Annotated in this window: 14 protein-coding genes; 12 read left to right on the top strand and 2 right to left on the bottom strand. The window is 63.5% G+C overall.

The features are described 5' to 3' along the window. The first annotated feature begins 9 nt into the window (after window positions 1-9). Genes E2A64_RS16445 through E2A64_RS18080 form a run of 8 tightly spaced genes read left to right on the top strand, consistent with a single transcriptional unit; the run spans window position 10 to window position 9403 of the window. Complete coding sequence (locus E2A64_RS16445; protein WP_133285609.1) at window positions 10-1479, top strand: UDP-N-acetylmuramoyl-L-alanyl-D-glutamate--2,6-diaminopimelate ligase; 1470 nt, start codon at window positions 10-12, stop codon at window positions 1477-1479. Next, window positions 1476-3020: a UDP-N-acetylmuramoylalanyl-D-glutamyl-2,6-diaminopimelate--D-alanyl-D-alanine ligase gene (locus tag E2A64_RS16440; protein ID WP_133285608.1), complete on the top strand. Its 1545-nt coding sequence runs from the start codon at window positions 1476-1478 to the stop codon at window positions 3018-3020. The genes E2A64_RS16445 and E2A64_RS16440 overlap by 4 nt, the downstream gene beginning before the upstream one ends. Continuing rightward, the gene (gene murD / locus E2A64_RS16435) at window positions 3017-4441 is read left to right on the top strand and encodes a UDP-N-acetylmuramoyl-L-alanine--D-glutamate ligase (RefSeq protein WP_133285607.1); all 1425 of its coding nucleotides are present in this window, start codon (window positions 3017-3019) and stop codon (window positions 4439-4441) included. The genes E2A64_RS16440 and murD overlap by 4 nt, the downstream gene beginning before the upstream one ends. 1 nt (window position 4442) lies before the next feature. Continuing rightward, window positions 4443-5603, top strand: coding sequence for a putative lipid II flippase FtsW (ftsW, locus tag E2A64_RS16430; protein ID WP_133285606.1), 1161 nt, complete (start codon window positions 4443-4445; stop codon window positions 5601-5603). After that, on the top strand, window positions 5603-6700 hold the full coding sequence (murG, locus tag E2A64_RS16425) for an undecaprenyldiphospho-muramoylpentapeptide beta-N-acetylglucosaminyltransferase (RefSeq protein WP_133285605.1): 1098 nt from the start codon (window positions 5603-5605) through the stop codon (window positions 6698-6700). The genes ftsW and murG overlap by 1 nt, the downstream gene beginning before the upstream one ends. A gap of 15 nt (window positions 6701-6715) precedes the next feature. Continuing rightward, window positions 6716-8122 (top strand): UDP-N-acetylmuramate--L-alanine ligase, encoded by a 1407-nt coding sequence (gene murC / locus E2A64_RS16420; RefSeq protein ID WP_133285604.1) that lies wholly within the window; start codon window positions 6716-6718, stop codon window positions 8120-8122. Beyond that, a complete protein-coding gene (gene murB / locus E2A64_RS16415; protein ID WP_133285603.1) occupies window positions 8122-9099 on the top strand; it encodes a UDP-N-acetylmuramate dehydrogenase in 978 nt (325 codons plus the stop codon). Before murC ends, murB begins: the two co-directional genes overlap by 1 nt. Next, window positions 9065-9403 (top strand): SGNH hydrolase domain-containing protein, encoded by a 339-nt coding sequence (locus E2A64_RS18080; protein WP_244598337.1) that lies wholly within the window; start codon window positions 9065-9067, stop codon window positions 9401-9403. Before murB ends, E2A64_RS18080 begins: the two co-directional genes overlap by 35 nt. Window positions 9404-9487: 84 nt before the next feature. Here E2A64_RS18080 and E2A64_RS16410 read toward each other — a convergent pair whose 3' ends face one another. Together E2A64_RS16410 and rpsU are read right to left on the bottom strand one after the other, a co-directional pair. After that, window positions 9488-9760, bottom strand: coding sequence for a hypothetical protein (locus E2A64_RS16410; RefSeq protein WP_133285602.1), 273 nt, complete (start codon window positions 9758-9760; stop codon window positions 9488-9490). A gap of 96 nt (window positions 9761-9856) precedes the next feature. Continuing rightward, on the bottom strand, window positions 9857-10084 hold the full coding sequence (rpsU, locus tag E2A64_RS16405) for a 30S ribosomal protein S21 (RefSeq protein ID WP_133285601.1): 228 nt from the start codon (window positions 10082-10084) through the stop codon (window positions 9857-9859). A gap of 575 nt (window positions 10085-10659) precedes the next feature. Here rpsU and E2A64_RS16400 point away from each other — a divergent pair. The 4 genes from E2A64_RS16400 (at window position 10660) to ftsA (ending at window position 14909) form a co-directional block, all read left to right on the top strand. Continuing rightward, window positions 10660-11532, top strand: coding sequence for a GGDEF domain-containing protein (locus E2A64_RS16400; protein ID WP_158285786.1), 873 nt, complete (start codon window positions 10660-10662; stop codon window positions 11530-11532). A 214-nt stretch (window positions 11533-11746) separates the two neighbouring features. After that, window positions 11747-12673: a D-alanine--D-alanine ligase gene (locus tag E2A64_RS16395; protein ID WP_133285599.1), complete on the top strand. Its 927-nt coding sequence runs from the start codon at window positions 11747-11749 to the stop codon at window positions 12671-12673. Window positions 12674-12762: 89 nt separating this feature from the next. After that, the gene (locus E2A64_RS16390) at window positions 12763-13587 is read left to right on the top strand and encodes a cell division protein FtsQ/DivIB (RefSeq protein WP_133285598.1); all 825 of its coding nucleotides are present in this window, start codon (window positions 12763-12765) and stop codon (window positions 13585-13587) included. Beyond that, complete coding sequence (gene ftsA, locus E2A64_RS16385) at window positions 13584-14909, top strand: cell division protein FtsA (protein WP_133285597.1); 1326 nt, start codon at window positions 13584-13586, stop codon at window positions 14907-14909. The genes E2A64_RS16390 and ftsA overlap by 4 nt, the downstream gene beginning before the upstream one ends. Window positions 14910-14914: the final 5 nt, after the last annotated feature.

Genomic DNA, 14914 nt, shown 5'->3' with positions numbered 1-14914 from the left:
CAGGCAGACATGAAATTAAACGAGCTGATCCAGGGCCTCCCCGAACGCGCGATCGATCTCGCGGAGGGGAGTGCGGGCGAGATCGAAATCTCCGGTCTGACCGCCGACAGTCGTACTGTCGAGCCGGGCAACCTCTTCTTTGCCCTTCACGGCACCAGGACGGACGGCGCGAAATACGCGGCCGATGCCGCTCTCAAGGGGGCCGTGGCCATCATCTCGGATTCCGACGAGGGCCTCGACGACTGCGGTCTTCCGGTTCTCATCGCCAAGGATGCGCGTCAGGCGCTCGCCCGCTCCGCCGCCGCTTTCTACGGTCTGCAGCCGCGCGTCATGGGGGCGGTGACCGGAACCGCCGGCAAGACCTCGGTGGCTTCTTTCCTGCGCCAGATCTGGACGTCCGCCGGCGAGCGGGCGGCCTCGATCGGCACCACCGGCGTCGTCGCGCCGGGCCGTGAGGAATATGGTTCGCTGACCACGCCCGACCCGGTCGCGTTGCACAAGCTGCTGGCCGGACTCGCGAGCGCCGGTGTCACCCATGCGGCAATGGAAGCCTCGAGCCACGGTCTCGTCCAGCGCCGTCTCGACGGCGTGGCGCTTTCGGTAGCGGCGTTTACCAATCTCGGTCGCGACCATCTCGATTACCATCCGGACATGGACGGCTATTTCGCAGCCAAGATGCGGCTCTTCGATACGCTGCTGCCGAAGGGCGATCCAGCGGTCATCTTTGCCGATGATGCCTGGTCCGAACGCGCCGTCAGTGCTGCCGAACGGGCCGGGGCGCAGGTGCTCTCGGTCGGCCGCAAGGGCGGTTTCCTCCAGCTCAAGCGCGTCGAGCATCTGCGTCACAAGCAGATCGGCGAAATTCATCACGACGGCCGCATCTTCGAGGTGCATCTGCCGCTGGCGGGCGATTTCCAGTTCGCCAACGCCCTGGTTGCCGCCGGCATGGCGATGGCGACCGGCGTATCCGCCGATGCGGCTCTCGAAGCGCTCGAAACCCTGAAGGGTGCGTCGGGCCGTCTGGATCTCGTCGGCTCGACGCCCGACGGGTCGCCCTGTTACGTCGATTATGCCCACAAGCCGGAAGCGCTGGAAAACGTGCTGGCTGCCGTGCGGCCCTTCACGACCGGCCGCGTCGTCGTCGTGTTCGGCTGCGGTGGCGACCGCGATCGCGGCAAGCGCCCGATCATGGGCGAGATCGCATCCCGCCTGGCGGATGTCGCCATCGTCACCGACGACAACCCGCGGTCCGAAGACCCCGCTGCGATCCGTGCCGAGATCATGGCTGCGGCGACCGGCGCCATGGAAATCGGCGATCGCGCAGAAGCCATCCGCGCGGCGGTCGCGATGCTCGATCATGGCGATACGCTGATCGTCGCAGGCAAGGGACACGAAGAGGGCCAGACCGTCGGCTCGACCGTGCTGCCGTTTTCCGATCATGCGGAATTGCGCAAGGCGCTCGCGGAGATCGGCGCATGAGCATGCTCTGGACCGCCGATGAACTCGTCGACGCGATGAACGGACGCCCTGTCGGCAACATGCCGAAGGGGGTGACCGGCATCTCCATCGACACGCGGACGCTCAACAAGGGCGACGCCTTCTTCGCCATCAAGGGCGACAAGTTCGACGGCCACAATTTCGCATCGGCGGCCATGGCCAACGGCGCCGGCCTTCTGGTCGTGGCAGAGGCCAAGCTGCCTGCCATGGGGCGTCTTGCGCTTCTGGTGCCGATGATCGTCGTGGACGATGTGCTGAAAGCGCTGGGCGACCTCGGCCGCGCGGCGCGCGCGCGCTCGTCCGGCAAGATCATCGCCGTCACCGGTTCGGTGGGCAAGACCACCACCAAGGAAATGCTGCGCCATGTGCTTTCTTCCTGCGGTGAGGTGCATGCGGCCAAGGCTTCGCTCAACAATCACTGGGGCGTCCCGCTGACGCTCGCGCGTCTTCCGGCAACCGCCGATTACGGCGTCTTCGAGATCGGGATGAACCACCCGGACGAGATCCGCCCGCTCGTCAACATGGTGCGGCCGCATGTGGCCATCATCACCACGGTGGCGGCGGCGCATCTCGGCAATTTCAAGAATCTCGGCGAGATCGCGGCAGCCAAGGCCGAAATCATGGAAGGCGTGGTCGAGGGCGGCTATGTGCTGCTCAACCGCGACAACGAGAAGTTCGCCGCTCTCAAGAAGCGTGCCGACGAACTCAAGATCGGTCATGTCCGCTCGTTCGGCGAGCACAAGCAGTCGACCATCCGCCTGATGTCGGCGCGGCTGGAAAGCGACCACTCGGAAATTACCGCGCGGCTCAATGCCCGCGACATCGCACTGTCGATCGGCGCCCCTGGCCGCCATATCGTCCAGAACGCGCTCGCCGCCCTTGGCGCCGCGTGGTTCGCCGGCGCCGATATGGGCCGGGTTGCCCAGTCCTTTGCGACCTTCTCAGCCGAAAAAGGCCGTGGCGCGCGGCACGAACTGAGCCATGGCGACGGCACGGTCACCCTGATCGACGAGAGCTACAACGCCAATCCGGCTTCGATGCGTGCGGCGCTTTCCCTGTTGAATACCGCCCGGACCGGAGAAGGCGGCCGCAGGATCGCCGTGCTGGGCGACATGCTCGAAATGGGCAAGTTCTCCGAGCGGGTCCACCGCGACCTGAAGGAGCCGATCGTCGATGCGGGCGTGGACGTCGTCTGCCTCGCAGGGCCGGAAATGCGGCATCTCACCGATGAGATCGGCACGGATCTCAATGTGATTTATCGCGAGACCGCCGAGGAACTCGCCGTCTGGCTCAAGCAGAATGTCCGGGCCGGCGACGTGGTGATGGTGAAATCCTCCTTCGGGATCGGGTTCGGCAAGATCATCACGGCGCTCGTGGAAGCCTGGCCGCCGATACCCTATCGCGGCGAGCCCCGGGTTCAGCCTGCTCAGGAACCCGTCTCTGAAGAGGCATCCGCCGAGCCGTCGCCTGTCGAGGAGCCGGTCGATCATCCCTCCGACGACCTGCCGGAGATCAAGGAATGATTTCGGCCACGAGCTTTGCAGGGCGCCGGGTCGCACTTTTCGGTCTCGGCGGTTCGGGGCTCGTGACTGCCTTGTCGCTGAAAGAGGGCGGCGCTGACGTTACAGCCTGGGACGACAATCCGGATCAGGTGGCGAAGGCCATGGACAAGGGGATCGTCACAGCCGACCTGCGCGAAATCGACTGGTCCGGGATCGATACGCTCGTTCTTTCCCCGGGCGTGCCGCTGACCCATCCCAAGCCGCATTGGACTGTGGAACTCGCCGAAGCTGCGAATGCCGAGATCATCGGTGATGTCGAAATTTTCGTCCGCGAACGCGCGGTCACCGCACCCGGCAGCCCGCTGATCGCGATTACCGGCACCAACGGCAAGTCGACAACCACCGCGCTGATTGCCCACATCATTTCGGCAAGCGGGCGCGATGCCCAGCTCGGCGGCAATATCGGCACGCCCGTCCTGCAACTCGAAGCGCCTGCCAAAGATCGTTTCCATGTTGTCGAGTGCTCCTCCTACCAGATCGATCTGGCGCCCTCGCTCGGTCCGACCGCGGGCCTTCTTCTGAACCTGACGCCGGATCATCTCGACCGGCACGGCTCGATGGAGCACTACGCGGAAATCAAGGAGCGGCTCGTGGCCCGCTCCGAGGTGGCGATCGTCGCCGTCGATGACGGTTGGACCCAGGCCATATCCGAGCGCCTCGGGCGCATCGGCGTCACCGTGGTTCAGGTTTCCAAAGAGGGCGTGCTCGATGACGGCTTCTTCGCCCAGGGCTCCGTCATCAGGCAGGCCGTTCGCGGCAATGCGACCGATTTCGCCGATCTCGCAGACATTCCGACCTTGCGAGGCCGCCACAATGCGCAGAATGCCGCCGCCGCCATCGCCGCCTGCCGGGTGGTCGGGCTGTCGGACGACGAGATACGTGCAGGGCTGAAGAGCTTTCCCGGTCTCAAGCATCGCATGCAACCGATCGCGCGGCGCGACAATGTCACCTTCGTCAACGATTCCAAGGCCACCAATGCGGAAGCCGCAGCACCCGCCTTGTCGTCCTACGAGAACATTTACTGGATCGCCGGTGGTCTGCCCAAGCAGGGCGGGATCGACGCGCTGGAGCCGTTGTTTCCGCGTATCGCCAAGGCCTATCTGATCGGTGAGGCGGCGTCCGCCTTCGCCTCGGTGTTCGGCGCCCATGGCGAATTCGAGATTTCCGGAACGCTTGCCAATGCCGTGGCCCACGCCGCGCGCGATGCGGGCCAATCGTCCGGCAATGCCGGCGCAAGCCCGGTGGTGCTACTGTCACCCGCCTGCGCCAGCTTCGACCAGTTCCGCAATTTCGAGGTGCGGGGCGATGCCTTCGTTGCTGAAGTGGCGAAGCTCGAGGGGATCGAGATGCTTGTCGAAACGACAGCCAAGGGGGTCGCATAACATGTTGAGCCGTGTTGAACGCGGGCCGGTCGCAGACTGGTTCTGGACCATCGACAGATTGTTTCTGGCCGCCTTCCTGGCGCTGATAGGCATCGGGTTCATGCTCTCGTTTGCCGCCAGCCCTCCGGTGGCGGAGCGTCTCGGTCTCGACAGCTTCCACTTCGTCAAGCGACACGCATTCTTTCTGGCGCCGGCTCTGGTGACCATGTTCGCGGTGTCGTTCCTGGCGCCGCGCCAGGTGAGGCGGCTCGCGATCGTCATTCTCGCCGTCTCCATCGTCGCGATGGTCATGGCGCTCTTCTTCGGCGTCGAGGTAAAGGGGTCGCGGCGCTGGATCTCGGTTGCGGGCTTGTCCATCCAGCCGTCGGAGTTCATGAAGCCGGCCTTCGTCATCATCTGTGCCTGGCTGTTTTCGGAACGCTCGCGCCACCCTGAAATTCCGGGCAATCTCTTCGCCATCATCCTTTTCTGCATCGTGGCGGCCCTGCTCGTCGCCCAGCCCGACCTCGGGCAGACGATGCTGACGACCGCCATCTGGGGCGGCATGTTCTTCATGGCCGGCATGAGCTGGTTCTGGATCATGCTTCTGGGCGGCCTGGCTATCGCCGGTTTCATCAGTGCCTATTTCGTCTTCTCGCACGTCGCCGAGCGTATCAACGGGTTCCTGATGAAGGGCGGCGACACGTTCCAGGTGGATACGGCGCGCGAAGCCATCATCCGGGGCGACTGGTTCGGTCAGGGTCCGGGCGAGGGCACCATCAAGCGCATCCTGCCCGACAGCCACACCGACTTCGTCTTCTCGGTGGCCGCCGAGGAATTCGGCATTCTGTTCTGCATGGTGCTCACGCTCCTCTTCGCCTTCATCGTCATTCGCGGTCTCAACAAGGCGGGCAAGCTGCAGGACGAGTTCTCGCGGCTTGCCGTTGCCGGCCTGTCACTGCTGATCGGCTTCCAGTCCTTTATCAATATCGGCGTGAACCTCGAACTGCTGCCGGCCAAGGGCATGACCCTGCCGATGATCTCCTATGGCGGTTCGTCGATGATCGCGGTCGCGCTGACCGCCGGCTTCCTGCTCGCGCTGACACGGCAGAGCCCGGAAACGCGTGCACGCCGCACCACCAGCCGGCGCAGCCTCATCCCGATGCGCCCGGAGCAGGCCTGATGGGTCTATCCGGACCGGTTCTGTTGTCGGCGGGGGGGACGGGTGGCCACCTGTTTCCCGCCGAGGCACTTGCGCTCGAGCTGAAAGCCCGGGGGCACAGCGTCCATCTGGTTACCGATGTCCGGGCGGAGAAATTCGCAGGCCACTTCCCGGCCGACAAGATCCATGTGGTCCCCTCGGCGACGATCGGGTCGAAGAACCCGCTCGCAATCGCCAGGGCGCTTCTGAAGCTCTGGTCAGGCTATCGGACCGCGGGAATGGTTGTCCGCTCTGTCAGGCCGGCCGCCGTGGTGGGCTTCGGCGGATATCCGACCGTGCCCCCGCTCATGGCCGCGGTCGGCGCCGATGTTCCGAGCATCATTCACGAGCAGAACGGCGTGATGGGCCGCGCCAACCGCCTGTTGGCGGGGCGTGTGAATCGCATCGCCGGCGGATTTCTGAAGGCTTCCGGAAGCCATGCGGCCAAGATCGTCGAAGTCGGAAATCCCGCGCGGCAATCGGTGCTCGACGTCGCCGGCATGCCTTATGACAAGCCCGCGCCGGATGGCGAATTGCGCGTTCTCGTCTTCGGCGGCAGCCAGGGCGCGCGCTATTTCTCCGACAGCGTTCCCGAGGCGATCGCGCTATTGCCCGAAGGACTGCGGTCCCGTCTGAAACTCGTCCAGCAGGCCCGGCCCGAAGACGAGGAGCGCCTCAGGGGCCGCTATGCCGAAATGGGCGTGAGTGCCGAGGTCAATTCCTTCTTCTCCGACCTGCCGGCGCGGATGGCGAAAGCCCATCTTGTGCTCTCGCGCTCGGGCGCGTCCACCGTCAACGAGCTCTCGATCATCGGCCGTCCGTCGATCCTCGTGCCGCTGCCGCATGCGCTCGACGATGACCAGGGCCACAATGCCAGGATCCTCGTCGAGGCCGGTGGCGCACTGATGCGCCGCCAGCCCGACATCACCACGCAGTCGCTGGCTGCGGATCTCGAAACGCTTCTGTCCGACCCCGCCCGGCTCCAAGCCATGGCCGCCGGTGCAAAGAGCGTCGGGAGAACCAACGCCACGCAGTTGCTTGCCGATCTGGTAGAGGCTATTGCAGCCGGCAGCAACTGATAGGAGCAAGCGGACATGAAGATGCCTCAAACAATCGGGCTGGTGCATTTTATCGGCATCGGCGGCATCGGCATGAGCGGCATTGCCGAGGTGCTCAACAATCTCGGCTACAAGGTTCAGGGATCTGACCAGGCCGAAAATCCCAATGTCCTGCGCCTGCGCGAAAAGGGGATCGAGGTTCATGTCGGCCATGACGCCGCCAATCTCGGCGATGCCGAAGTGGTCGTCGTTTCCACGGCCATCAAGAAGAACAATCCGGAACTGATCGCGGCGCGCGAGAAACACCTGCCGATCGTTCGCCGTGCCGAAATGCTGGCCGAGCTGATGCGCTTCCGTAACGCCATTGCCATTGGTGGCACGCACGGCAAGACAACGACGACATCCATGGTTTCGGCGCTGCTGGATGCCGGCGGTCTCGACCCGACCGTCATCAATGGCGGCATCATCAACGCCTACGGCACCAATGCCCGCATGGGTGAGGGCGAATGGATGGTGGTCGAGGCCGACGAGAGCGACGGCACCTTCCTCAAGCTTCCGGCCGAAATCGCCGTCATCACCAATATCGATCCCGAGCATCTCGACCATTACGGCAGTTTCGACGCCGTTCGCGCCGCCTTCCGTCAGTTCGTCGAGAACGTGCCCTTCTACGGTTTCGGGGTGCTGTGTCTCGACCATCCGGAAGTTCAGGCGCTGGCCGGCCGCATCGAGGACCGCAAGGTCATCACCTATGGCGAGAACCCGCAAGCCGATCTGCGTTACTCGAATATCCGGCTCGACGGCACCCGTTCGATCTTCGACGTGCAGATCCGCCGCCGCCGCACGGGCGACGTGACGGACCTCAAGGATCTGATGCTGCCGATGCCGGGCCGCCACAACATCGCCAATGCCTGTGCGGCGATCGCGGTTGCCAACCGTCTGGGTCTCGGTGACGAAGCCATTCGCAAGGGTCTTGCCTCCTTCGGCGGCGTCAAGCGGCGCTTTACCCTCACGGGTGAATGGAACGGCGTGCAGGTCTTCGACGATTATGGCCACCATCCGGTGGAAATCCGCGCCGTCCTGAGGGCTGCGCGCGAATCCTGCCAGGGCCGCATCATCGCGGTTCATCAGCCGCATCGCTTTTCGCGGCTTCACAGCCTGTTCGATGATTTCGCCGGTTGCTTCAACGACGCGGATTCCATCCTGCTCGCACCCGTTTACGCAGCCGGTGAGGACCCCATCGAGGGGTATGATTCCGAGACGCTGGTTTCGCGCATCAAGTCGGGCGGTCACCGCGATGCGCGCTTCATAGAAGGACCGGCAGCCATTGCACCGATCGTGCGCGACATCGCCAGGCCGGGCGATTTCGTCGTGCTTCTGGGGGCGGGTTCGATCACCCAGTGGGCGGCGGCACTTCCGGGTGAGCTCGCCGACGGAGATGCCTGATGAGACGGTCGAAGGTCGACGGAGAAAAGCTTCTCGCCTCGCTTGGTGACCGCCTCGCCGAGATTCGCGGGCGCATCACGCCTGACGCCGACATGTCGAAGGTCACGTGGTTTCGTACCGGTGGTCCGGCGGAAATCCTCTTCCAGCCCGCCGATGAAGACGATCTGGCAGCTTTCCTGAAAGTGCTGCCCGAAGAAATACCCGTCCTGCCCGTGGGCATCGGCTCCAACCTTCTCGTGCGCGATGGCGGTATTCCCGGCGTCGTTATCAGGCTGTCGGCCAAGGGTTTCGGAAAGGCGGAGCAGGTCTCGCAAACCCGGCTCGCCGCCGGCGCAGTCTGTCCGGACAAGCATCTGGCGGCGCTGGCACTCGAGAGCGGCATTGGCGGTTTCGAATTCTACCACGGCATCCCGGGAGCTGTCGGGGGGGCGTTGCGCATGAATGCGGGCGCCAACGGTACGGAGACGAAGGATCGGGTGGTGGAAATCCACGCGCTCGACAGGCGGGGCGAGAAGCATGTCCTCTCCAATGCCGATATGGGCTATGCCTACCGGCACTCGTCGGCTCCCGCGGAACTGATCTTCACGCGCGCGATCTTCGAAGGCGAGGCGAAGGGCAAGGACGAGATCCGCAAGGCGATGGACGACGTCCAGCATCACCGCGAGACGGTTCAGCCGGTGCGCGAGAAGACCGGTGGGTCCACGTTCAAGAACCCTGATGGGACGTCGGCCTGGAAGGTGATCGACGCCGCCGGCTGCCGCGGGCTCACCGTCGGGGGCGCGCAGATGTCGCCCATGCACTGCAATTTCATGATCAATACCGGCCAGGCGTCGGGCTACGAGCTCGAATATCTGGGCGAGACCGTGCGTGCGCGTGTGCTGGAACATTCCGGCATCCGCCTGCATTGGGAAATCAAGCGCATCGGCCTGTTCGCAGACGGGCATGTCGTACAGGAATTCCTCGGGCTGCTGGTTTAAGGCCGGGGGTAATCCGCCGGCGCCTTGTCCTCTCGAGGCAGAAGCTGCCGATATTTGCGGCGCGAACCGCGAAAAGCTGCAGGATGAGTTTTCGGAAAGGGCGAGGCGACTGGAAGCCGCGGCCGCGAAGGATCCGATGGTTCGCTATGTGGATCCGTTCATCGCATTTTGCGACGATACACTGTGCCGGCCGAACGACGGAAACCGGCTCTTCTATTCGGATGACGACCATCTCAACGGCGGAGGAACGCACCGTCTGATCGAGACATTCCCCGAGGAATTTCGCTGGGTTTTCGCCCGCTGAACGAATACGGCGCTCCGCCTTTTCGAAAGCGAGCGGAGCGCCGTGGGATTTTCAAAATATGGATGGAAGAGGAAGCTGGCTTGGCTACTCGGCCAGGGCCTTGGCGGCAGTCTTCTTCCTGGCGGGCGCCTTTTTGGCCTTTGCAGATGCTGCCGCGGCGATCTTCTCGGCCATGGCCTGCCGTTTGGCTTCGGCGGCCTCGCGCTCGAGGCGCATCTGGCGAAGGCGCTCGGTCTTCTTTTCGCGCCTGGTGGCTTCCGCGTCGATGATGGCGCGAGCAGCCTCGTCAGTGGCTGCGGCCTTTTCGCGGGGAGTAAGCTTGGGGGGAGTGGAAATCTTCTCGACTGCTGCGGTCATGGCCGCCTCCTTCACTTATCGCCGGCTGCCCACCGGCTGCACACGAAGCGGTAATGGCGGGGCCTGCGCTCCGCCCCGCCATCCAAATCGTTGACCTTAACGCCCGCGACCCTTGCGCGGCAGAAGGCCTTCGCGCTGGGCCTGCTTGCGCGCGAGCTTGCGCTGGCGGCGTACGCCTTCCGCTGCCTGGCGGTTACGCTTTTCCGAGGGCTTCTCGTAGGCGCGGCGCGCCCTCATTTCGCGGAACACACCCTCGCGCTGCATCTTCTTCTTCAGTACGCGAATGGCCTGTTCGACATTGTTGTCCCTGACGATTACCTGCAAATCCTGTCTCCTTTCCGAGCGGTTTACCGAACCTCGGTCCGGTATCGGGAGCGCCGAAACGCCCCGGTTGGGGCCAACCGTGACGACGTGCAGTTTCATCTCCGCCAAAAACACGCGAGACATGCGTGAAAGGCACGGGACCGGAAGGTCTCTTGCGCGGGCCGGAGAACCCGGTCCGCGCGATGTCACGCTGCTGGCAGGCTGCCAGTACATCCGTGGTCAGCGCCGAGGGCGTGACATATCCGGTCGATCCCGTGAAAAACGGGGACGGCTGCCGCCGTCAATGCCTGCCGCAAGATCATAAAATGCGGAAAGCGCTCATATCGAGCACAAGGCATGACGCAGCCATTCGTGGAGGCGCGAGAATGCCGCAGGCACCGGTTGGTTGTCTCTATATGGGGAAGGGGGATCGAAAAAGCAATGCCCCGGATGACGGATAGGGTGTGGCGGGATGTTCTGCAATCATGGGTGGCGGCGCTATTTGGCCGCCTTACCCCGGGATTTTGGGGGAGCCCGGGGGCGAGGGCGTAAACTTTCTGGGTCGATTATGCGGACCAGACCTGGAGTATGTCTGCATGATCGCGAAAGTGCGCGGCTGGATCGTTCGGCAGTTGACGCTTGGCCATTTCGCCACGCGCAAGGATGTCGTGCGCAGGTCCGTCATACTGGCGGCCAAGATCAGTTTGCTGGCGCTTTGCCTGAACGTCGTGCTGGAAGCATTCATGGCGGAGATGGGCCTGCTTCCCTATGCCTTTGCCGATGCGTTGAAGACGATCTTCATCCTGTCGCCGACGATCTCGTTCATTATCGGAACGACCGCCTACATGGTCGTCGGTTTCGCGATCTACGATCTGTCGCGTGAGCGTGCCGCCTATGAACAGATGAGCTTCACCGACGAGCTCTCGGGGCTTGCCAACCGGCGGGCCTTTCTGGATGCGGTTGAGGAGTGTGATCGCCAGGACAAGGTGCTCATCCTGTTCGATGTCGATCACTTCAAGGTCATCAACGATACCTACGGACACCCGGCTGGGGATGCCGCCATCATCGTCGTGGCGGATGTGCTGCGGGCCGTTTTCACCAGGGATGCGATCAAGGCGCGTATCGGCGGCGAGGAGTTTGCGGTGCTTCTTGCCAATCGCTCGCTTGCCGAGGGGATGGCGCTCGCCGAGCTCGCCCGGATGCGCATCGAGGCTTTGAAGCTTGAGCTTCCCGGAGGCCAGATAAACTTCACCATATCCGGTGGGGTCACCGACCTGATCGAGGGCGACGGCTTTACCTGCGCCTTCTCGCGTGCCGACCGGGCGCTTTATGCCGCCAAGAGAAACGGACGCAATCGCATCGTTCCGGCATTACCGGTCGCCGACGAAGCTTTCGATCTCGCCGAGGATGCCCGACATACCGGGTTTCGTGATGAAGCCCCGGGCGCTGCCAGGAAGGCCGCGCGCTAGCCTTTCTTCCGGTTTCATCGCGGATCGGCCCGGCGGCCTTCGTCCGCGCGATGACTTTTTCTGTCAGCCAAGAACCAAACGTTAACGCTTCATTGACCATAACGGTCGTGGAATCGCTGTCGTTTTTCGGACAGAAAAATGAACCATTCAGCTCGGACGTCAGGCTGAAACAAGCAAGCACTTTTAACGTGTGCGATCGAACAGGACTTTACCTATGAGCCAGAAACACGTCGCCGTCCTTATGGGCGGGTTTTCATCGGAGCGGCCGGTCAGCCTTGCCTCGGGCAAGGAATGCGCCGACGCGCTGGAGCGTGCCGGCTACCGGGTGACCCGTGTCGACGTGGATCGCGACGTTGCCAACACGCTGAGGGAGTTGAAGCCCGACGTGGCCTTCAATGCGCTTCACGGTCCCTATGGCGAAGACGGGACCATCCAGGGCGTTCTCGAATTCCTGTCCATTCCCTACACCCACTCCGGCGTGCTTGCCTCCGCCCTGGCGATGGACAAGAAGCTCGCCAAGATCGTCGCGAAGGCCGCCGGAATCCCGGTCGCCGAATCACGGGTCATGGATCGGCGTGACTTCACGTCGGCGCATCCGATGAAGCCGCCCTATGTGGTCAAGCCCGTCGCCGAGGGGTCATCCTTCGGTGTGGTGATCGTGAAGGAAAATCAACCTCATCCGCCGCAGATATTCTCATCTCCCGAATGGACTTACGGGGAGAAGGTGATGGTGGAACGCTACGTTCCGGGGCGCGACCTGACCTGCACCGTCATGGGCGATGTCGCGCTTGCCGTCACGGATGTGGTGCCGCAGGGACACGACTTCTACGATTATGACGCGAAGTATGCCGAAGGCGGATCGAATCACATCCTGCCGGCAGAAATTTCACCATTTATTTACCAAAAAGTACGAACACTTGCGTTAACGGCCCATCAAGCAATCGGGTGTCGCGGGGTGTCACGATCGGATTTCCGCTACGACGACAGTTTCTCCGAAAACGGAGAGCTCGTCTGGCTCGAAATCAATACCCAGCCCGGTATGACTCCCACATCGCTTGCGCCGGAAATGGCCGCCCATGCGGGCCACTCATTTGAAGAATTCGTCAGCTGGATGGTGGAGGACGCCACGTGTTGCAGGTAGGGGATTCGCTCCGGCAGGGGCCCGGGAGGGCCGGCAAGGATGGCCTTCAGGCCGCCGGCCGTGCGCTGCCGCGCGTCTTGAGGCGGCCGATGCGTTTCGCCCATGCCCTCATGAGCGGTCGCGTCACCATTCCCCGCCACGCCGGTACGCTCGCCACCGTCGCCTTCCTTTCGGCGACCGGCGTCTACGGCATGCAACTCGGCGGTCATGGCCCGGTCGTGGCCGAAGCGCTGAGCTCCTCCGCAGGTTTTGCGCTCGAAGACATCTACATTTCCGGCAATTCGGAAACCTCGGACATCACCGTCCTCGAGCAGATCGGCCTCAACGGCGCGACTTCGGTTCTCTCGATCTCGGTCGAGGAAGCGCGCAGCCGCCTGATCGAGCTGCCGTGGGTCGTCGATGCGCAGGTCACCAAGGTCTACCCCGGCTCCCTGTCCGTGAAGCTGGTCGAGCGCGTTCCCGTCGCCATCTGGCAGCACGGGCTCGATCTCTCCCTCATCGATGCCAAGGGCGACATCATCGCTCCGTTCGACGGCGCACGTCACTCCGAACTGCCTCTCTATGTGGGTCTCGGTGCCGATCGCAATGCCGACGAGCTCGAAGCCCGGCTCATCTTTCATCCGGAACTGCGTGAGCGCGTCAAGGCCGCGATCCGCGTCGCCGATCGCCGCTGGGACCTGCGTCTCGACAATGGCGTGACCATCCGGCTGCCGGAAAAAGACATCGATGGCGCGATCCAGCGCCTGGCCGATTTCGATGCCGGCCGAAACATTCTCGATCGCGACATCGCCGCGATCGACCTGCGTCTCGACGACCGGGTGACCGTCAAGCTCACCGATGCGGCCTATGAACGTCGCGAGGATGCCATCAAGGAACGGGCCAAGGCGATCAAGGCGGCGGAGCGGCGCACATGACATTCTTCCGTCCCTCATCCGTCCTTCCGCGCTTGAAGCCGCTTTCGGGCAAGCGCACCAGCGTCGTCACCGTTCTCGATATCGGTTCGTCGAAGGTCGTGTGCATGATCGGCCGGCTGACGCCGCTCGATGGCGCCGAAATCCTTTCGGGCCGCAGTCACAAGATCGAGATCCTCGGTATCGGGCACCAGAAGTCGCGCGGTCTCAAGGCCGGCGTGATCTCCGACATGGAAGCCGTCGAGAACTCGGTGCGCCTGGCAGTTGATGCCGCCGAGCGCATGGCAAACATGACGGTGGAATCGCTGATCGTGAACGTTTCCGCCGGTCGTCTGACCAGCGAAACCCATTCGGCGATCGTCAATCTCGGCGGTCACGAAATCACCTCGTCGGACCTGCGCAAGGTGGTTTCCGCGGCCACCCGCCAGACCGACCTGCATGAGCGGGCCGTCCTTCACTCGCTGCCTGCCGGCTATATTCTCGACGGCGAGCGCGGCATCTCCGATCCGCTCGGCATGTATGGCGACGTTCTGGGCGTCGAGATGCATGTGCTGACGGCCGAACGCGCCCCGCTCAAGAATCTCGAGCTGTCGATCAACCGCGCTCACCTCACGGTCGATGCCATGGTTGCGACGCCTTACGCCTCCGGTCTGGCCGCGCTCGTTTCCGATGAAGCGGAAATGGGATGCGCAGCCATCGACATGGGCGGTGGCACCACCACGATTTCCGTCTTTGCCGACGGCAAGATGGTTCATGCCGATGCGATCGCCATCGGCGGCCAGCATGTGACGATGGATCTGGCGCGCGGTCTTTCGACCCGTTTCGAGGATGCCGAGCGCATCAAGGTCGTGCACGGCTCGGCCGCGCCGCAGGCCGCAGAAGATCGCGATATCGTCTCGGTGCCGCCGATCGGTGACGACGACCACGACATGCCCGTCCAGGTGCCGCGCGGTCTCGTCGCGCGCATCGTCAGGGCCCGCGTCGAAGAGACGCTCGAAATGATCCGCGAGCGCATCCAGCAATCGGGCTACGCCTCGGTTGTCGGCAAGCGCATCGTTCTGACGGGTGGAGCGAGCCAGCTGACAGGGCTGACCGACACCGCCCGCCGGATACTGGCGCGAAACGTACGCGTCGGCCGTCCGCTCGGAGTCTCCGGACTTCCGGCGGCTGCCAAGGGGCCGGCGTTTTCGACCGCCGTGGGGTTGATGATCTATCCGCAGGTCGCCGGGCTGGAAAGCCATGCCGGCGTCGAGGGCGGACTTTCCATGATCGACGGCAAGGGACGACTGGCGACAGTCGGCCGTTGGCTCAAGGAAAGCTTTTAAAATCA

This window comes from Pseudohoeflea suaedae (genome assembly GCF_004354915.1).
Classification (GTDB): Bacteria; Pseudomonadota; Alphaproteobacteria; order Rhizobiales; family Rhizobiaceae; genus Pseudohoeflea; species Pseudohoeflea suaedae.
Note: the sequence above shows the minus strand (reverse complement) of the source record. Positions and strands in the feature narration are given on the sequence as shown.

Coding starts and splice junctions, on each gene's coding strand:
- E2A64_RS16445 (WP_133285609.1), top strand. CDS start 10: ATGAAATTAAACGAGCTGATCCAGGGCCTCCCCGAACGCGCGATCGAT.
- E2A64_RS16440 (WP_133285608.1), top strand. CDS start 1,476: ATGAGCATGCTCTGGACCGCCGATGAACTCGTCGACGCGATGAACGGA.
- murD (WP_133285607.1), top strand. CDS start 3,017: ATGATTTCGGCCACGAGCTTTGCAGGGCGCCGGGTCGCACTTTTCGGT.
- ftsW (WP_133285606.1), top strand. CDS start 4,443: ATGTTGAGCCGTGTTGAACGCGGGCCGGTCGCAGACTGGTTCTGGACC.
- murG (WP_133285605.1), top strand. CDS start 5,603: ATGGGTCTATCCGGACCGGTTCTGTTGTCGGCGGGGGGGACGGGTGGC.
- murC (WP_133285604.1), top strand. CDS start 6,716: ATGAAGATGCCTCAAACAATCGGGCTGGTGCATTTTATCGGCATCGGC.
- murB (WP_133285603.1), top strand. CDS start 8,122: ATGAGACGGTCGAAGGTCGACGGAGAAAAGCTTCTCGCCTCGCTTGGT.
- E2A64_RS18080 (WP_244598337.1), top strand. CDS start 9,065: ATGTCGTACAGGAATTCCTCGGGCTGCTGGTTTAAGGCCGGGGGTAAT.
- E2A64_RS16410 (WP_133285602.1), bottom strand. CDS start 9,760: ATGACCGCAGCAGTCGAGAAGATTTCCACTCCCCCCAAGCTTACTCCC.
- E2A64_RS16400 (WP_158285786.1), top strand. CDS start 10,660: ATGATCGCGAAAGTGCGCGGCTGGATCGTTCGGCAGTTGACGCTTGGC.
- E2A64_RS16395 (WP_133285599.1), top strand. CDS start 11,747: ATGAGCCAGAAACACGTCGCCGTCCTTATGGGCGGGTTTTCATCGGAG.
- E2A64_RS16390 (WP_133285598.1), top strand. CDS start 12,763: ATGCGTTTCGCCCATGCCCTCATGAGCGGTCGCGTCACCATTCCCCGC.
- ftsA (WP_133285597.1), top strand. CDS start 13,584: ATGACATTCTTCCGTCCCTCATCCGTCCTTCCGCGCTTGAAGCCGCTT.